We start from the raw sequence: 18,962 nt of genomic DNA on the forward strand, positions 1-18,962 counted from the left end.
TCAACTTCCCGGAATGATTAACGTCTGCCCCACCGCCAAGGTGTCAGAGCGCAGCGAATTAGCTTGCCGCAAGCTTTCAATAGTCACGCCATAATTCGCGGCGATTTTTCCTAAGTACTCGCCACGTTTGACTTTGTGCTTGCGATCCGGCGTCGTGGCACCGGGAATCGACAGTTTTTGCCCAACCCAAAGCGTATCCGATTTCAGACTATTGGCTCGGCGAATGGTACTGACCGACACCTGATAGTGCTCGGCAATCTTGCCCAGAAACTCGCCGCGGCTCACGGTATGGGTAACAGTACGCGTCGAAGAGACAGCGTTATCCCCCTTACCGGCGAGTTTAGCGACATCGACATTAGGGATAGACAGCACTTGCCCAACCCGCAACGTGTTGGAGCTTAGCCCATTGGCTGATTTAATCGCCGCGACCGAGCTTTGGTATTTATTGGCGATCAAAGACAACGACTGCCCCGCCGTGACAGTATGTTTTACCCCATTTTTACGGGCAGCGAATAAGGTGCCATCGGGCGGGAAATGTTCAAAATAATTACGGATCCCGTGATAGACCGCATCGGCAAGCCGGCGCTGGTGATCCCGTTGGAACAGGAGTCGTTCTTCTTGTGGGTTAGAGATAAACCCAGTTTCAATCAGCAAAGAGGGAATATCAGGCGATTTGAGGACAGCCAAACTGGCGTGCTCAGGGCTTGATTTATGCAGCTTGGTGACTTTCCCCAACTCTTTAAGCACCCGGGTCGCCACGTTATAGCCTTCTTTTTGCGAGTTGCTGAACTGTAAATCCAGCACCGCGCGACTGAGGTATTCATCTTCGTTGTTTTGTGCCAATAAGGACCCACCACCCAATAGATTGGACTGCTCTTCGTGCCTTTCAATCCAGCGACCAATTTCACTGTTCGCGCGGCGACGAGATAACACCCATACCGACGCCCCTCGTGGTTGAGGCTTGTGGAAACCATCGGCATGAATCGAAACCAATAAGTGGGCTTTGTGCTGACGAGCAATCTCTGAGCGTCGATTCAAATCGACAAAGTAATCACCGGTGCGCGTGAGTACCGCTCGCATCCCGGGTACCGCATTAATGCGGGCGGCGGTTTGCTTGGCGATCGCCAACGTGACGTATTTTTCAAATTTTCGTGTCGGGCCAACCGCACCCGGGTCGTTGCCTCCATGACCGGCATCGATCGCCACGACGATGTCATCGGTGCCAAACGGCAACGCGGCCACCGTTTCTCGACGCTTCTTTTCCGCGGCACTCAAGTCGGGTTTATTCTTATCGACTTTATCAGGATGAGGCAAATCCACCACCAAGCGGTGGCCATACTCGCCGCCCGGGGCCAAAGCGAAGATGTGCGGCTTGGCCGCGTCTTTTAACTCAAACACCAATCGATAGGTGGACTTGGCAGGCGGGCTACTTTTGCGAATTTTAGTCAGTATATCGCTGCCCTTGACCGGCTTTGGGAGCGAGGTCGCCAGTGAGCTCTGCTTTAAATCAATGACCAAACGGTCAGGTCGAGTCAATGAAAAGTAACTAAAGTCTGGCGCATCCGCTAAATCGACCACGACCCGTGTTTCATTAGGCGCAGGCCAAACGCGAATATTTTCAATCTGATTGGCCCAGCCTGTTACGCTGAACAGACCCGCGATCATCAAGGTGCATAGCCGCTGCCACATCATGCTAGTCATCCCATTCTAAGCGATTGATAACCGACACACCGACTTCGGTATTTGCGGTCAGCGCCACCGTGCGTTGCTCGCCGTCATACTGCAAAGTGATATCAAGATCCGCATGAGGTAACCAGCCCTGCCCTTTTTCCGGCCATTCAATCAGGCACAGTGCCTGTTCATTGAAATAATCCCGAATCCCCATAAATTCCAACTCTTCTGGGTCTGCCAAGCGGTACAGGTCAAAGTGATAGACCTGCCAAGGCGGGAGCTGGTAAGGCTCGACCAAGGTATACGTCGGACTTTTGACGTTACCCGTATGACCCATTGCTTGAACAAATCCGCGACAAAACGTCGTTTTTCCTGCGCCCAGATCGCCATGTAAATAACAGGTTGTGCTTTGCGTACAAGCACGGGCCAACGCTGCCCCAAGGGCAACAGTACTGTCGGCGTCTGCCAACTGGGTATGAAAAGTTTGGGTCATGCTACTACTGCGTCTCGTCTGTTGGCTTTATTAATCGATCAATCGCTGTAACTCGGGTAATAAATCACTGGCAAGCAAACCACGTTCGCCGGCAAGTGCCGCTTGGTCACCGGCTTTACCATGAAGATAGCAGCCCATGGCCGCTGCATGAAATAAATCAACGCCTTGAGCAATAAAGCTACCAATAACGCCAGATAACACATCGCCCATGCCGCCAGATGCCATGCCCGGATTCCCCACATTGGCTACAGCATAATCTGTGCCATCATATACGATCGTGCCTGCGCCTTTAAGTACTACTACCCCGCCGTAGCGTGTCTGGATAGCTTTGACGGCGGCGAAGCGATCGAGTTCCACATCCGCTATTTCACAGCCCAATAAACGCGCAGCTTCTCCCGGATGGGGGGTTAATACCCAGTCGTCTCGCTGTTGCGGATGGCGGGCGAGTTTATTGAGTCCATCGGCATCAATCACTTTAGTACCACGAGCACTAACCGCGATTTTCCACAGCGCGTCAGACCACGCACTGCTACCAAGCCCCGGGCCAATCACCAAGTTTGTTGCCCATTCCAGTGCCTCACTCAGTGACTGCCCAGGAGCCCAACCTTGGGTCATTAATTCGGGTTGACGCGTCACCAACATCAGAGTGTGATCCGCTTGGGTCACGACTTTGACTAACCCCGCTCCCGTCCGCAATGCCGCCTGTGCTGACAAAGTCACCGCACCGGCCATACCATGATCGCCGCCCAAACAAAGCACCCGACCGAACTGGCCTTTGTGCGCAGTGCGATCACGTTTGGGAAGATACCGTTGGCAAAGATCATCACTCATCAGCCAGCCGGCAGCCTGTGTCTGACGACCAAAGGCGGTGGCAACATTCAACCCTGCAAAAACGAGCTCGCCTCGGTGTGACATCGCTTTACCGGTCACTAACCCTTGTTTGAGCGCGATCAGCGTCACCGTGATGGTCGCATTGATTGCACATCCTTTGACACAGCCACTGTCTGCACACAACCCCGAGGGAATATCGACGGCAATCACAGGCACTTGGCTTTGATTGATGCGCGAGATCGCTTCGGCATAATCCCCCGTCACCGCACGGGAGAGACCTGTGCCGAGGATCGCATCCACAATCACATCAAATTGTTGCATGGTCGGTGCGCTGGAGACATTGGTACCCCCGCAATCCCGCCACTCCTGAAACGCAGTGGCCGCATCCCCGGTCAGCCGCTCTGGATCGCCTAACGCCCACACGGTAACGTTCAATCCCGACGATTTAGCCAGCCGAGCAATCACATAACCATCGCCCGCATTATTGCCCACCCCACACACAATCAATATCCGTGCGGCATTCGGGTAACGCTGCGCTAACGTGTCAAAAACGGCTTGTCCGGCGCGGAGCATTAACTGGTACATCGGGATCTCAAGGGCCTTCGCCACGGCAATCTCACCCTCACGGACTTGCTCTGCACGATAAAAACTCTGTGGTAAACTTGCTGCCATCGAATGCCTCCATTCATTGTGCTTGCACCACTTCACGGCCCAGGATTTCTCGCTATGTCGCACCCCACGCCCGATGCTTCAATTGATTTCAACCAATTAGCCCAACGTATCAAGCAATGGGGACAAGCGCTAGGCTTCCAGCATGTGGGGATCACGGATGTTGATCTTACGCAACATGAAGCGCAACTGCAGCGTTGGTTAGATCTGGGATATCACGGTGAAATGGATTGGATGGCGCGTCACGGCATGATGCGCGCGCGTCCACAAGAGTTGGTGCCCGGCACCGTACGCGTGATCAGTGTAAGGATGAACTACTTGCCGCCTAACGCGGGCTTTGCCACCACATTAGCCAATCCAACGCTGGGGTATGTGAGTCGCTATTCGTTGGGGCGGGATTATCACAAACTGATCCGAAACCGCCTCAAAAAGTTGGGCCAGCAGATTGAGACTGAAGTAGGCCCATACGGATATCGCCCTTTTGTCGACTCTGCCCCTGTTTTAGAACGCCCGCTCGCGGAAAAAGCCGGCCTAGGCTGGACAGGCAAGCACTCGCTGATCCTCAACAAAGAGACAGGATCTTGGTTCTTTCTCGGCGAGTTATTGGTCGATCTTCCTTTGCCGGTCGATACACCGGTCGAAAACCAGTGCGGTAAATGTGTAGCCTGTATGACCAGCTGTCCAACCCAAGCGATCGTCGCCGAAGGCGTGGTCGATGCACGTCGCTGCATCTCTTATCTCACGATTGAGTACGATGGCGTGATCCCACTAGAGTTTCGTCATGCCATCGGTAACCGTATTTATGGCTGCGATGACTGCCAACTGGTGTGTCCATTTAACCGCGATGCAGAATTAACCCTAGAGGCCGATTTTCATTGCCGCCCAAGCCTTGAGCAGCAGCCACTCACGACCCTTTTTAACTGGGATGAAGACACGTTTTTATCCCTGACCCAAGGGTCAGCGATTCGACGGATTGGCATACGTAAATGGCGGCGTAACCTCGCGATCGCGATGGGGAATGCCCCCTACGATGAAGATATCGTCAACAGCCTATCTGCACGACTCGGTGAAGATGACTTAGTCGATGAACATATTCAGTGGGCACTTGGCGAACAAGAGAAAAAGCGACTACAAATAGATGTGCAGCTTTTACCCACTGGCACCAAACGGCTGGTGCGTATTATCGAAAAAGGCCTGCCTAGAGACGCCTAACCGGCGGCTTATCACGGAAAGATGACGCTATTCACACAATGTGGAAAAGTCCATAAGTAAGCGCCGTTTTGGTGCACTTCTTGATAGTTAAACACATTGGTGGTGCATTAAGCGAGCAAGATCACGGAAGTGAATAAGATTGTGGAAAAGCGTTAAGTAAACTGGAAGAAAAAGATAAAAAACCACTTAAAATCAAGGTTTTGGGCTTTAATTGTGCCGATTAGCACTGTACTACAAACACAAGGCACTTGATCAATATCTCACCACCCTCTCTCGCCGGAAAGAATTCATCAACCAGTTTATCCACAAGCATAGATCTGTGGATAACTCTGTGCAATAACTGACGAAACCGCGCTATCACGCCGCCTTGAGAAAGGTTTGACGAAATAGTTAGCGAAAAATCAGGAATGATGCTTCACAGCATTAAAGAGAACGTTATAAAAAACGTTGCACTGGTGTTTAACCAAGTGATTGGAGCGACACACGAGGTTCGAACTCGTGACCTCAACCTTGGCAAGGTTGCGCTCTACCAGCTGAGCTAGTGTCGCTTATACCGAGTTGTAATTTGGAGCGACATACGAGGTTCGAACTCGTGACCTCAACCTTGGCAAGGTTGCGCTCTACCAGCTGAGCTAATGTCGCATTGTCGATGCGTTACATCGAATTTTAAATTGGAGCGACACACGAGGTTCGAACTCGTGACCTCAACCTTGGCAAGGTTGCGCTCTACCAGCTGAGCTAGTGTCGCTTAGATCGACCTGATCCACATCAGATCGAACATTAATTTGGAGCGACATACGAGGTTCGAACTCGTGACCTCAACCTTGGCAAGGTTGCGCTCTACCAGCTGAGCTAATGTCGCTTTCAACAGACGTTTCACGTCGTTAGGGCTGCGAATTATACGAAGAAAAAACCGGGTTGCAAGTGCTGACGAGCAAAATTTTGGTTTTTTCTTTTGATCGCTCAAAAGAACACCAGATCGATGAAAATAAAATCAGATCGTCAGGATCCTTTCGCGATAGAACTGCAATTCTGCAATTGATTCACGGATATCGTCAAGCGCTAAGTGCGTTCCCTGCTTCGAAAAGTCATTCAATATCTCAGGCTTCCAGCGTCGGACTAATTCCTTCAAAGTACTGACATCCACGGTGCGATAGTGGAAATAGCGCTCTAGTGCTGGCATGTGACGATACAGAAAGCGTCGATCTTGCCCCACGCTGTTACCACAAATCGGTGAAGCGCCTTCTGGTACCCACTGTGATAAAAAGGCGAGGGTTTGATCGATGGCATCTTGCTCACTAATGGTGCTTTGCTCGACGCGCGCCACCAATCCCGATTGAGTATGGGTGCGGGTACACCAGTCATCCATTTTGTCCAGTTCGCTTTGTGGCTGAGAAATCGCTAATACCGGCCCTTCTGCCAACACATTGAGCTGTGCATCGGTGACAATTGTCGCGATCTCAATGATCTTGTGGGTGTCAGGATCTAATCCAGTCATTTCCAGATCAATCCAGATTAAATTGTTTTCACTGAACGCCATTGAACTTGCCTTTTTTATGCGTAAACCATGTATCATACTGTGCTTGATATGAAAGCCAACTTAACCGATAAGAGTCATCGTGGCAAAAAAGAAAAAGCTTACCAAAGGCCAACTACGGCGCGTGCGATCCAACCAACAACGTCGGATCAAACAGCAAGATAATGATGTGCAATGGGATGACGCGCTGCTAGAAAATGCACGCGAGGGACGTGTGATCACGCGATTTGGCCAACACGCTGATATCGAGGATCCGCAAACTGGGCTAATCCATCGCTGCAATCTGCGTCGTACCGTGCAAAGCTTGGTAACTGGCGACCGTGTGGTTTGGCGTCCGGGAAAAGAAACCCTGCATGGCATTGCCGGCGTTGTCGAGGCAGTGCATGAACGCCAATCGGTTCTGACCCGTCCCGACTACTATGATGGCGTAAAACCCGTTGCCGCTAACATCGATCAAGTGATCATTGTGGCCGCGATTTTGCCCGAGTTATCACTGAATATTGTTGATCGTTATTTGATTGCCTGCGAAGTCTTGAATATTCGTCCTCTGATTGTCATCAACAAGGTCGATTTGCTAGATAGCGAGGGGCGTGAAATGGTGGACGAATTACTCGACATCTATCGCGATATTGGCTATCCCATCGTGTTGGTGAGTGCCGATACCGGCGAAGGGATGGAGGCGCTAGAACGCCATCTCGATCAACATGTGAGTGTCTTTGTCGGCCAATCCGGCGTGGGAAAATCAAGCTTGGTCAATACGCTACTGCCGGATGTGGATGCGCAAATTGGTGACGTCTCTGAAAACTCAGGGTTGGGCCAACATACCACCACCGCCGCGCGTTTGTATCATTTTGACCAAGGGGGCGATCTTATTGACTCCCCTGGCGTGCGAGAATTTGGTTTATGGCATTTAGAACCGGAACAAATCGCACAAGGCTTTGTCGAATTTCGTGACTATCTGGGTGGCTGTAAATTCCGTGATTGTAAGCACGGCGATGATCCAGGTTGCTTGTTGAGACAAGCCGTGGAAGATGGCCATATCAGCGTCGAGCGGTTTGATAGCTATCACCGTATTATCGAGAGCATGAAAGAAGCCAAAGACAACCGTCAGTTTTCACGTAACAAGCAAAACTGATCCAACAACGCGCCTCTGTCACTTCGTCATCGGATTGGCTACACTGCGCGGCTTAGCCGCTGCAAGGCGCGTAAACATTCTTTAACCATTCAGGACATAACCGTGCGAGACGATTTGAAAGTCGGCCTGCAATATATAGCGCCGAAACATGCCCTTACCCGAATGATGGGGAAACTAGCCAGCCTTAAAGGTGGATGGTTGACCACTGCTGTGATCAAATGGTTTATCAAGCAATATCAGGTCGATATGAGTGAGGCCAAAGTCAGTGACCCTGCCTACTATCGCACCTTTAACGACTTTTTCGTGCGAGAGCTCAAGCCCGCGTTACGCCCCATTGATGGCGATGCAGAGACGTTGGTCTATCCCGCCGATGCGTGCGTCAGTCAAGCCGGATTGATTGAGCAAGGACGTATTATCCAAGCCAAAGGCCACTCGTTTGATGTCACTGAACTCGTCGGTGGCGATCACGCCCTTGCCGACCAGTTTAAAGAGGGTCACTTTGCCACCCTTTACTTGTCACCGCGTGACTATCACCGTGTGCACATGCCATGTGATGCCGTGTTACGTGAAATGGTCTACATCCCCGGCGATTTGTTTTCCGTCAATCCACTAACGGCAGAGAACGTGCCGAACTTGTTTGCCCGTAACGAGCGTGTAGTGTGCGTATTTGAGACTGAATTTGGGCCTATGGTGCAAGTTTTGGTGGGCGCAACCATTGTAGGCAGTATTGCCACCACATGGGCGGGTACAGTCACTCCGCCAACCGGTGGCAGCATTCGCCGTTGGGAATACCCGACAGAAGGTGAACAAGCTATCCGCTTTGCTCAGGGTGATGAAATGGGTCTATTTAAACTCGGCTCAACCGTGATTAACCTGTTCCCAGCAGGAGCAATCCGTTTTCACGATGACGTCGCCCCCGGCACCCCAACACAAATGGGACAGCCTTACGCGCACCGTCAGGCATAACAGCTGAAAATTGTGAGATAAGGGGCATTTATGCCCCTTTTTTGTCGCCAAATTCGGAGATTTTTCCCGTTAATTCCCTCTTAAATCCGTATCATTGATCCCATCAATACACCTGTGATGCATCGGCGTGCTGGCGCATGGTCAGCCCGCACTCACAACATCAACCCTTATGAGGCGTATTTGTGGTCAATGCTCGTTTTACTAAGTTACTTGTCTCGCTCGGGCTGCCATTGTTGCTGCTCCTACTTCCAACCGACTGGTTACCTATCGCCAACCTCACTTTGATTCAACACCGTTTATTGGCGATCTTCCTGATGGCGGCCTTGCTGTGGGTTCTTGAACCTGTGCCAGTATTTTCAACCTCGTTGCTGATCATTACCCTGCAATTGGTGATGATCTCCGATAAAGGCTTACACTGGTTTCGCGGCGAAACTGCGCATCATCCGCGAGGCGAATTGATCCCTTATACCGATATTCTCAGCGCCTTTTCTTCCCCCATCATTATTCTGTTTATGGGCGGATTCTCACTGGCTATTGCGGCTTCCAAATATGAGTTAGATATCAACCTTGCCCGCGTATTACTCAAACCCTTTGGCAAGCATCCCAAATTTATCATGCTGGGTTTGATGCTTATCACCGCGGTGTTCTCGATGTTCATGTCCAATACCGCCACCACGGTGATGATGCTGGCGCTACTGGCACCGATTTTGAGTGTGCTCCCGAAAGGCGATCCTGCGATTAAAGCCTTGGTTTTGTGTATTCCGGTGGCCGCCAATACCGGTGGGATCGCCACGCCAATCGGGACGCCGCCCAACGCCATTGCGCTACAATATCTCACCGGCGAATACAGCATCTCATTTCTGGGATGGATGCAAATGGGTCTACCCTTTGTGGTGATCCAGTTGGCGTTTGCATGGTGGTTACTACAGCGCTTATTCCGCAGTCCACAAACCGAAATCACACTGGCACTGGAAGGCAAATTTCTGCGAGGCTGGCAAGCGTACACCGTCTATGCCACCTTTGCGCTGACCATTGCGCTGTGGCTAACCACCAGCCTACATGGCATGAATACCTATGTGGTCGCGGTGATCCCGCTCGCGTTGTTCACCCTGACAGGGATCATGGGCAAGGCCGAGTTAAAACTGATTAATTGGGATGTCCTTTGGCTCGTCGCCGGCGGGATTGCGATGGGCATTGCGCTAGACGAAACCGGCCTTGCTGCCGCATTAGCGCATGCCGTGGACTACAGCGTATTAACGGCCATGACAGTATTGGTCACCCTCTCCATTATTTGTTGGCTCATGGCAAACTTTATGTCGAATACCGCGACAGCTAACTTATTGATGCCTATCGCGGCGGCCATTGCCGCTTCCATGCCATCACTGGTGAATGTGGGTGGCATGCAAGGATTGCTCGTCGTGGTGGCTTTCTCCGCTTCATTAGGGATGATTCTACCGGTTTCTACCCCACCTAACTCTTTGGCGTATTCCACTGGTTTCATCGATAGCCGTGACTTGGTCAAAGTCGGTACGATTCTTGGAGTCAGTGGCTTAGGCTTGGTCTATGCAGCGGTCCTCGCACTAACATAGGCGTAACACCTCAATATCAGCAAGAGTTGTTTGTGTTGCCCCCAAAACAAACAGCCCTCTGTTTTGTCAGTGTTAAAAATATGATAACTAAAACAATATGTATACCAGCGGCCTTAAGCGTCGCTTTATACAGGGAGTTTTTTTATAAATTTATTATCACCCCTGACTCAAGCTTTCTACAATTAAGCAAATACTCAATAAAAGAGTCATAAACGTGGTAGTACGAGGGACGTTTCATGAAATTCACCATTAAGACCAAAATATTACTTGCTGTTGCTTTGGTCGTGGCTTTAGTTAGCGCGGTTCAAGCGTGGTTCTCCGTGAGCCAGCTAAAAGACGAGACACAACAAAGTGTCACCGCTCAAATGCGCGACATCGCCTTATCCACCAGTAACTTTATTGATGAGTGGCTCGATATTCGCAGTAAAATGCTTCTAGCCAATGTGCCACTCATTGCCAGCCAATCCAATGTGGATCGCGAACTGCTCTTGACCAAACGGCAGGGCAACTTCCTAACCGTTTACGCCGGTTTCTCTGACGGTTCGGTAGCATTCGGGGATAAAACCGAAACCTGGCCGGCTAACTATGACCCTCGGACTCGCCCGTGGTATAAGCAAGCAAGCGCAGCGGACGGCTTAATCATCACGCCTCCCTATGTGGACGCCAATGGCGCAGGGATGGTCATTAGCTTTGCCAAAGCCTTTAACGACCGTTACCAAGGTGTAATAGCAGCCGATCTATCAGTCAATGCCATTGTTGAAGAAGTGCTCAACGTCAAAATGCCGAATAACGGTTTCGCGTTTCTGGTAGACAGCAACAATAACGTCGTCGCCTACCGTGATACCGCACTCAGTAATAAGCCACTCACCCAAGTCGATAATGAACTCACGCCTGCTTTTATCCAACAGGCGCGCAGTAGCGATTCACTACAGACCATCGATTTTGATGGTGATGGTCGCGAAAAACTGGTCGCCGTCACTCATGTCGAAGGGGCCAACTGGAGTTTAGGGGTGGTGCAAGACAGGGAGCTTGCCTTTGCATCCGTGTCTGAACAAATTATTTCGACCCTCATCACGTCTGTGATTCTGTTTATCATCATTGCCCTGATTGCCGGTGCGCTTATCCATCGCATGTTGGCGCCGCTAACCCAGTTGACGCACGCGGTCAGCTCACTGTCGAAAGGGAGCGGTGACCTCACTCAACGTCTCGATATTGTGCGTCATGATGAGATTGGTGAACTGGCTGGTCACGTCAACGCGTTTCTAGAACAACTGCAATCCATGATTGGTCGTAGCGTCTCGCAAAGTGTGGCGCTTTCAGAGCGTGCTGAGCAATGTCGAGAACTGGCGCACCAATCAAGCGACTTAGTCGGTCAGCAGCAAGGCGATGTGGATCAAATTGCCACCGCCATTCACGAAATGTCCACTACCGCGAATGAAGTCGCCAGCCATGCCGAGCTGACGGCACGCTCCGCACAAGATGCAGAAAGTGCCTGCCGTGATGGGCTCTCCGTGGTGGAAGATAACCGTAAGGCGATCACCCAGCTGGCTGAACACGTTGATCAAGCCACCAATGTGATTCGCGAACTAGACACCAACTCACAAAGCATCAACCAAATTATCTCCACCATTCAAGATATCGCCGAGCAAACCAACTTGTTGGCCTTGAACGCCGCGATTGAGGCCGCCCGTGCCGGTGAACAAGGGCGAGGCTTTGCGGTCGTCGCCGATGAAGTGCGCGTGCTGAGTCAGCGTACCCATGACTCCACCGAAGAGATCCGCAACATGATTGAAACGCTGCAAAGTACAACACAGCGTGCGGTAGATGGCATGACACAAAGTAACGAAATGGCGACCTCCAGTGTCGAACGGGCTGCTTCAGCCAGTGACAAACTGAACGAGATCACCCGTGCGATTGGGGACATTTCCGAAATGGCAGCACAAATTGCCAGTGCTGCAGAGGAACAGCGGGCCGTTACCGAAGATATCAACCGGAATACCCAAGCCGTGCGTGATTTGTCACTGGAGATCCATCAAAAATCGACCGACACCGGTGAGCAAGGGGAATACATGGCCAACGCCGCGCAAGAAATGCATGGCGACTTGTCCAAATTCAAAGTCTAGTCCAAACGGCAGCCTATCCTCGTAGGCTGCCTCCTCCATCCACTGGCAGTAAGATCACAAATCCCACACCTCCCTGCTTCTTTTCACTGCGCACTGACACAAATTGCATAACTGATCGGATTTTACTGCAAATGACACGTTTACAATCAATCTAATCTCTTAGATGTGGAAATGTGTCTATGCCCAAACCAACCATAAAACTGAAAATCATTGTGGCCATCGCCTTGATCGTGGCCTTGGTCAGTGCGGTGCTTGCCACCATTTCAGTCAGACAATTACAAAACGAGACCACCAGCAGCATCACTAAACAGATGCAAGACGTCGGCGATGCTACCGCACAGTTCATCGATAGCTGGCTAAGCACCCGTGCGGATATGTTGTTGGCCAATGAATCCTTGATTGCCAATCAACCCAATGTTGACCGTGAGTTGCTCGTCACCAAGCGCGCTGGGCACTTTTTGTCTGTCTATGCAGGGTTCAGTGATGGTCGTATCGCATATGGCGACAAAAGCGAAGATTGGCCTGCAGATTACGATCCTCGCACTCGCCCTTGGTATAAGAACGCCAATCAGAGCAGCGAGCTGATTATTACCGAGCCTTATCAAGACTTTGATGGCAGTCTGGTGGTCAGCTTAGCGAAATCCTTTAATGGCCGCTATCAAGGGGTGATTGCCGCTGACGTGACCGTCACCGACATTGTCGATCAGGTCCTAAACCTTAAGCTCAGTAATGGCTTTGCGTTTTTAGTCGATGGCAGCAATAGTATTGTGGCTTACCGTGATACCGAACTCAGTCGACAGCCACTCACCGAGCTCGATGCGGAACTGACGCCAGCGTTTATAGACAGTGCCAGTCGTCAGGGCAAGTTGGTGACCTTTGATTTAAAAGGTGAAGACAAGTTACTCGCAGCCATTGACGTGCCGAATACCGATTGGACCTTGGGGATTGTCGAAGATAAGAGCGACGCCTATGCCTCCGTATCGGAGCAAATCACCTTTGTGGTGGTCGCTTCCGTGATCCTCTTTATCGTGATCGCTTTTATTGCCGGTGCCTTAATCAAACAGCTCCTGAAGCCATTAAGCGAGTTAACCGGCGCCGTCCATGCCCTTTCCGCGGGTGAAGGCGATCTGACCCAACGCATTAATATTGTTCGTCAGGACGAAATTGGTGAACTGGCCGAATACATGAACGCCTTTCTCGCCCAGCTTCAGCAAATGGTCGGTAAAGCGGTCAATCAGAGCATGACGCTGTCGCAAAGCGCAGAAGAGTGTCGCACGCATGCCCTGCAATCAAGCCAATTGGTCGATAAGCAGCAAAATGATGTTGACCAGATTGCCACGGCTATCCATGAGATGTCCGCCACCGCCAATGAAGTGGCCAGTCACGCTGAAGACACCGCTACCTCCGCCCAACAAGCCGAACAATCGTGCCAAGAAGGGTTAAGTGTGGTAAGCGATAATCGAAATGCGATCACCCAATTGGCCGATCAAGTGGAGCGGGCCACTAATGTCATTCGTGAATTGGATGAAAATGCTCAGAGCATCAACCAAATCATTGCGACCATTCAAGGTGTCGCAGAACAGACCAACTTGTTAGCATTGAATGCCGCCATCGAAGCAGCACGCGCGGGTGAGCAAGGGCGTGGATTTGCCGTTGTGGCCGATGAAGTGCGAGTGCTCAGCCAGCGCACCCATGACTCGACCGAAGAAATTCGCAACATGATTGAGACCTTGCAGCACACCACCCAACGTGCGGTGGATGACATGATGCAAAGTAATAATATGGCGACATCGAGTGTTGAGCGGGCAGAAGCGGCCAGCGAGCGACTCAATCAGATCACCACAGCAATCAGTACGATTTCTGAAATGGCGATCCAAATTGCCAGCGCCGCGGAAGAGCAACGTGCGGTGACTGACGATATCAACCGGAACACCCAAGCGGTGAAAGATCTCTCCTACGAGATCCACCAACAAGCAAGTGCAACCGGAGACCAAGGCGAAAGCATGGCGCAAGCAGCACGTGACATGCACCAAGACCTGTCAAAATTTAAAGTCTAGGTGAATGCCCTTTCCTTTCAAACGCCACCGCAAGGTGGCGTTTTTCTTACGGCGCTACGCGCGTGAGACAGGAAACGCGGTCACCGCATCAATGTGATCACAACCGAGCGCGAGCATCACAAGGCGATCGATCCCTAGCGCGACCCCTGCACAATCCGGCAGCCCCGCATCCAAGGCGGCGAGTAAGTGTTGATCGATAGGTTGTGGGCGCAAACCTCTTGCCACTCGCATCGCATTGTCCGCCTCAAAGCGGCGGCGCTGCTCCTGGGCATCTTGAAGCTCATAGAATCCATTGGCGAGTTCAATGCCTTGAAAATACACCTCAAAACGGTGTGCAACACGTGGATCCGCCTCACTGATTTTGGCTAACGCGGCTTGAGATGCCGGAAAGTCGTAAACAAACGCCGGCGCCTGCTGACCAATATTTGGCTCAACCATCACCGAGAAAAGCAGTTGCAACAAGGTATCTTTGTCGGTTTCATCCTCAGTGATATCAGCAAGCCCTTGGGTGGCAGCAAGGGCTCGTAGCTGGTCAATATCCGCGCGTAATGGACAAAGTCCAGTGCATGATTGAAAAGCCGCTTGATAGCTCATTCGCGTCGCACCTTGGCACCTGAGTACCGCTTGCAACAGCGCATCCATTTCATCCATCAACTGGTGATGGTCAAAATCCGGTCGATACCACTCGAGCATGGTAAATTCTGGATTGTGATAACGCCCCGCCTCTTCATTACGAAATGCCTTACTGATTTGATAAATGGCGCCGCTACCCGCCGCCAGTAATCGTTTCATATGAAATTCTGGGCTGGTCATCAAATACAAGGGTAACCCCTTGGCAAAGCCAGGGCCGACCAGCGAGGTGGAAAAACTGTGTAGGTGCACATCCGTCACCGCCGCTTGGCTCAACGCTGGGGTATCGACTTCCCATACTGCACGCTCAGCAAAAAATTGACGAATGCGGGCAATAATGGCCGATCGTTTTTTCAACTGTGTCATTGAGGCCGTTGGCTGCCATGAACAGGCTTGAGTCATGATATCAATCTCTCATTGCGCGAATGGCGTCAGTCTAGCGTCACGCTGGCGAATAACAACCAGTACGCCAAGATGAAGCACAGCGTAAACGTGGCACTGTGCGCATTCTGTTTGTAAGAGAACGCTGTTTTTTCATAGCTCGCCGACACTTAACGACCCACCTCACAGTTTTATGCAATTTAACTCCCATGCCCGCAAAATCGCTGCAATTCCCCAACTGAATCAATTTTTACTCGGTGAGGATTGCCTACCATGTCGGCAGAACAATAAACAAGCCAAGCACTGGCTTTCCCTACACTGGAGGATGAACGTGCAGACCATCACCACAGATATTGCAGTTATTGGCGCCGGCGGCGCTGGACTGCGCACCGCCATTGCGGCCGCTGAGGCGGATCCGTCTCTCAATATTGCCCTGGTGTCCAAGGTCTACCCGATGCGCTCACACACTGTGGCTGCAGAGGGTGGCTCGGCTGCCGTCATCAAGGATGAAGACAGCCTAGACAACCATTTTAATGACACCGTTAGCGGCGGTGACTGGCTGTGCGAGCAGGACGTTGTGGACTACTTCGTCAAGCACTGCCCAGAAGAGATGATCCAATTAGAGCAATGGGGTTGCCCTTGGAGCCGTAAAGACGATGGCAGCATCAATGTTCGCCGTTTTGGCGGCATGAAAGTCGAGCGTACATGGTTTGCCGCCGATAAAACTGGCTTCCATATGCTTCACACCTTGTTCCAAACCTCGATTAAATACCCACAAATTCAGCGGTTAGATGAATACTTCGTGGTCGACTTAATCGTGGATGATGGCCAAATCCAAGGCCTCATTGCCCTGCATATGGCAGAAGGTGAACTGGTCTGCATTAAAGCCAAATCTGTGGTGCTCGCCACCGGCGGTGCTGGCCGTGTGTACAGCTGTAATACCAATGGTGGCATCGTCACCGGTGATGGCATGGCGATGGCTTATCGCCACGGTATTCCATTACGTGATATGGAGTTTGTGCAGTATCACCCCACAGGCTTGCCCGGCACTGGCATCTTGATGACCGAAGGCTGTCGCGGTGAAGGGGGAATTATTGTCAACAAAAATGGTTATCGCTATTTGCAAGATTATGGCCTTGGCCCAGAGACACCCGTGGGCGAGCCAAAAAACAAATATATGGAGTTGGGACCGCGCGATAAAGTCTCTCAAGCCTTTTGGCACGAGCAACAAAAAGGGAACACCATCAAGCATCCATTAGGTGATGTGGTGCACCTTGATTTGCGTCACTTAGGTGAAGACTTCTTACAAGAGCGGTTGCCGTTTATTTGTGAATTAGCCAAAGCGTACGTCAACGTCGATCCGGCCAAAGAGCCAATCCCAATTCGTCCGACCGTCCACTACACCATGGGGGGCATAGAAACCAATGCCCAGACCGAAACCCGCGTAAAAGGACTCTTTGCGGTGGGCGAATGCTCCTCCGTCGGCCTACACGGCGCCAATCGCTTAGGATCGAATTCACTGGCTGAGCTGGCCGTATTTGGTCGACTCGCCGGAGAAGGTGCCGCACAACGTACGCGTGAGTTTACGGGGTGGAATCAAGCGGCGATCGATGCCCAGATCCAAGACGTTAAAGCACGCATTGATAAGCTCTTGAGCCATCAAGGCGAAGAAAACTGGGCAGATATTCGCAAAGAGCTGGGGGACACCATGGAAGCCGGCTGCGGTATTTATCGTCGCGAAGATCTCATGCAAGCCACGATTGATAAAATCGCCGAACTGAAAGCTCGCTATCAACAGATCAGCATCCAAGATCAAGGCAGTGTGTTTAACACCGACTTGTTGTATGCCATCGAAGTAGGTTATGGGCTCGAAGTGGCCGAAGCCATGGCGCATTCTGCCATTCAGCGACGCGAGTCTCGTGGCGCCCATCAACGCCTTGATGATGGCTGCACAACCCGTGATGATGACAACTACCTCAAGCACACCTTGGCATTTTACCAACCCGAGGGTGGCCCACGGATTGATTACAGTGACGTGAAGATCACCAAGTCTCAACCGAAAGACCGCTTGTATGGTGATGCTGCGGAGCAGGCTCAAGCGGCCAGTGAGGGGCAACAAGAGGAGCAAGCACAATGACGCAAGCTACCTATAGAGTTTCTATCCTTCGCTACGATCCCGCAAAAGATGATGCACCTTACGCGCAGGAGTTTGTCGTCCCCGGAGACGACACCTTCTCTGTGCTTGATGCGCTGGGCTATATCAAAGACAACCTCGACAAGTCATTGGCTTATCGCTGGTCATGTCGCATGGCCATTTGCGGCTCGTGCGGCATGATGGTCAATGGCGTGCCTAAACTCGCGTGTAAGGCTTTTTTACGCGATTACCCGAACGGCGTACTGATTGAGCCGCTAGCAAACTTTGCTATCGAAAAAGACTTGATTGTCGACATGACGCCATTTATTGAGCGCTTGGAAGCGATCAAACCTTATATTCTCGGCAACGACCGTCGTCCTGAAGATGGTCCTAACACACAAACTCCAGAGCAGATGGCGCGCTACAAGCAATTTGCCGCCTGCATTAACTGTGGTTTATGTTACGCCGCTTGCCCGCAGTTTGGCCTCAATCCAGACTTCCTCGGCCCAGCCGCACTGACCCTCGCCCATCGCTATAACCTCGATAGCCGAGATGGGGGACAACATGAGCGTATGCCACTGATAAACAGCGATAACGGAGCATGGGGATGTACCTTTGTGGGCTACTGCTCAAAAGTCTGCCCGAAAGGTGTCGATCCGGCGGGCGCGGTCAACCAAGGCAAGGTTGCCTCTACCCAAGATATGGTGATCGCCATGTTTAACCCCAATAAAGAAGGCAAGGAGATAACAGGATGAGTAACCGTAAACCTTATATGCGGCCCATGCCTCGTACTTGGTGGCTGCATCATCCGTTTTATCGCTTTTATATGGTGCGCGAGGCCACGGTACTGCCTTTAGTCTTTTTCACACTGAGCCTCACTGCGGGTTTGATTTGTCTCGTGCAAGGCCCTCAAGCGTGGCAAGGCTGGCTGGATTATATGGCCCACCCTGTGGTGATCCTATTAAACGTGGTCGCCCTGGCGGCAAGCCTGTTTCATGCCACGACATTTTTTAGCATGATGCCGCAGGTCATGCCGATTCGTATCAAAGGAAAATTGCTCGACGGCAAGTGGGTGATTGGGGCGCAATGGGGAGCCGTTGCAGTAATTTCGTTGCTGGCCTTGGTGCTCATTTAGGAGGCGTTATGATTGATTTAAAACCTAAGCGCTCCGACGAGCCAGTATGGTGGAGCCTGTTTGGTGCAGGCGGTACATGGTTTGCCATGTTCACGCCGATTACTATCTTGATTTTGGGTGTTTTAATTCCACTTGGGATCATCGACCCATCCGCCCTAAGTTACGAACGTGTGATGATGTTCGCGGAGCACTGGTTAGGTAAGTTGCTGATCTTGGCGACCCTTGCCTTACCGATGTGGCATGCCATGCATCGCATCCATCATGGCTTACATGATCTTAAGCTGCACGTAGGACTGGCTGGGAAAGTGGTTTGCTATGCCATCGCCTTTGCCGTCAGTGTCACTGCCGTGCTACTCGTCCTGATCGTATAGCGTCTATGCATACATCGAGTAGGGTGAG

15 protein-coding genes and 4 tRNA genes are annotated in these 18,962 nt (G+C 51.5%); 10 read left to right on the forward strand and 9 right to left on the reverse strand.

The genetic code is table 11. From position 1 onward, the window contains the following. From BGK46_RS12435 to BGK46_RS12445, 3 genes are read right to left on the reverse strand one after another with little or no spacing between them, the layout of a single operon-like run. Entirely contained in the window at nt 1-1,692 is a 1,692-nt protein-coding gene (locus BGK46_RS12435) for a LysM peptidoglycan-binding domain-containing protein (RefSeq protein WP_069589716.1), read from the reverse strand. Between the two features lies 1 nt (nt 1,693). Further along, entirely contained in the window at nt 1,694-2,164 is a 471-nt protein-coding gene (gene tsaE / locus BGK46_RS12440; RefSeq protein WP_069589718.1) for a tRNA (adenosine(37)-N6)-threonylcarbamoyltransferase complex ATPase subunit type 1 TsaE, read from the reverse strand. Between the two features lie 30 nt (nt 2,165-2,194). Continuing rightward, nucleotides 2,195-3,667, reverse strand: coding sequence for an NAD(P)H-hydrate dehydratase (locus tag BGK46_RS12445; RefSeq protein WP_069589719.1), 1,473 nt, complete (start codon nt 3,665-3,667; stop codon nt 2,195-2,197). Between the two features lie 81 nt (nt 3,668-3,748). Here BGK46_RS12445 and queG point away from each other — a divergent pair, with 81 nt between their 5' ends. After that, nucleotides 3,749-4,876 carry a tRNA epoxyqueuosine(34) reductase QueG gene (gene queG / locus BGK46_RS12450; protein WP_139130780.1) on the forward strand — a complete coding sequence of 376 codons (1,128 nt, stop codon included), beginning with the start codon at nt 3,749-3,751 and terminating at the stop codon, nt 4,874-4,876. A gap of 472 nt (nt 4,877-5,348) precedes the next feature. On the opposite strand, the gene BGK46_RS12455 is transcribed toward queG, so the two are convergent. From BGK46_RS12455 to orn, 5 genes are all read right to left on the reverse strand, one after another. Continuing rightward, a tRNA-Gly gene (locus BGK46_RS12455) sits at nt 5,349-5,424 on the reverse strand. Between the two features lie 18 nt (nt 5,425-5,442). Beyond that, nucleotides 5,443-5,518, reverse strand: a tRNA-Gly gene (locus tag BGK46_RS12460). 30 nt (nt 5,519-5,548) lie between these two features. Next, nucleotides 5,549-5,624 (reverse strand) — tRNA-Gly (locus BGK46_RS12465). A 38-nt stretch (nt 5,625-5,662) separates the two neighbouring features. Further along, nucleotides 5,663-5,738, reverse strand: a tRNA-Gly gene (locus tag BGK46_RS12470). 132 nt (nt 5,739-5,870) lie between these two features. Then, on the reverse strand, nt 5,871-6,416 hold the full coding sequence (gene orn, locus BGK46_RS12475) for an oligoribonuclease (protein ID WP_069589722.1): 546 nt from the start codon (nt 6,414-6,416) through the stop codon (nt 5,871-5,873). A gap of 79 nt (nt 6,417-6,495) precedes the next feature. Here orn and rsgA point away from each other — a divergent pair, with 79 nt between their 5' ends. From rsgA to BGK46_RS12500, 5 genes are all read left to right on the forward strand, one after another. Next, nucleotides 6,496-7,548, forward strand: coding sequence for a small ribosomal subunit biogenesis GTPase RsgA (rsgA, locus tag BGK46_RS12480; RefSeq protein ID WP_069589723.1), 1,053 nt, complete (start codon nt 6,496-6,498; stop codon nt 7,546-7,548). A 102-nt stretch (nt 7,549-7,650) separates the two neighbouring features. Next, nucleotides 7,651-8,514 carry an archaetidylserine decarboxylase gene (gene asd / locus BGK46_RS12485; RefSeq protein WP_069589725.1) on the forward strand — a complete coding sequence of 288 codons (864 nt, stop codon included), beginning with the start codon at nt 7,651-7,653 and terminating at the stop codon, nt 8,512-8,514. A gap of 182 nt (nt 8,515-8,696) precedes the next feature. After that, on the forward strand, nt 8,697-10,103 hold the full coding sequence (locus BGK46_RS12490; RefSeq protein ID WP_069589726.1) for an SLC13 family permease: 1,407 nt from the start codon (nt 8,697-8,699) through the stop codon (nt 10,101-10,103). A 236-nt stretch (nt 10,104-10,339) separates the two neighbouring features. Further along, nucleotides 10,340-12,226: a methyl-accepting chemotaxis protein gene (locus BGK46_RS12495; protein WP_069589727.1), complete on the forward strand. Its 1,887-nt coding sequence runs from the start codon at nt 10,340-10,342 to the stop codon at nt 12,224-12,226. A 179-nt stretch (nt 12,227-12,405) separates the two neighbouring features. After that, nucleotides 12,406-14,283 carry a methyl-accepting chemotaxis protein gene (locus BGK46_RS12500; protein WP_069589729.1) on the forward strand — a complete coding sequence of 626 codons (1,878 nt, stop codon included), beginning with the start codon at nt 12,406-12,408 and terminating at the stop codon, nt 14,281-14,283. 54 nt (nt 14,284-14,337) lie between these two features. Here the strand turns inward: BGK46_RS12500 and epmA are convergent, their stop codons facing one another. Beyond that, complete coding sequence (gene epmA / locus BGK46_RS12505) at nt 14,338-15,315, reverse strand: elongation factor P--(R)-beta-lysine ligase (protein WP_069589730.1); 978 nt, start codon at nt 15,313-15,315, stop codon at nt 14,338-14,340. A 310-nt stretch (nt 15,316-15,625) separates the two neighbouring features. Here epmA and frdA point away from each other — a divergent pair, with 310 nt between their 5' ends. Genes frdA through frdD form a run of 4 tightly spaced genes read left to right on the forward strand, consistent with a single transcriptional unit; the run spans nt 15,626 to nt 18,934 of the window. Next, nucleotides 15,626-17,431, forward strand: a complete 1,806-nt coding sequence (gene frdA, locus BGK46_RS12510; RefSeq protein WP_069589745.1) for a fumarate reductase (quinol) flavoprotein subunit — start codon at nt 15,626-15,628, stop codon at nt 17,429-17,431. Next, complete coding sequence (locus BGK46_RS12515) at nt 17,428-18,183, forward strand: succinate dehydrogenase/fumarate reductase iron-sulfur subunit (RefSeq protein WP_069589731.1); 756 nt, start codon at nt 17,428-17,430, stop codon at nt 18,181-18,183. Before frdA ends, BGK46_RS12515 begins: the two co-directional genes overlap by 4 nt. Further along, nucleotides 18,180-18,563, forward strand: coding sequence for a fumarate reductase subunit FrdC (gene frdC / locus BGK46_RS12520; protein ID WP_069589732.1), 384 nt, complete (start codon nt 18,180-18,182; stop codon nt 18,561-18,563). Before BGK46_RS12515 ends, frdC begins: the two co-directional genes overlap by 4 nt. An 8-nt stretch (nt 18,564-18,571) precedes the next feature. After that, nucleotides 18,572-18,934: a fumarate reductase subunit FrdD gene (frdD, locus tag BGK46_RS12525; RefSeq protein ID WP_069589735.1), complete on the forward strand. Its 363-nt coding sequence runs from the start codon at nt 18,572-18,574 to the stop codon at nt 18,932-18,934. Nucleotides 18,935-18,962: the final 28 nt, after the last annotated feature.

It is taken from the genome of Salinivibrio sp. SS2 (assembly GCF_001722075.1).
Taxonomy (GTDB): domain Bacteria; phylum Pseudomonadota; class Gammaproteobacteria; order Enterobacterales; family Vibrionaceae; genus Salinivibrio; species Salinivibrio proteolyticus.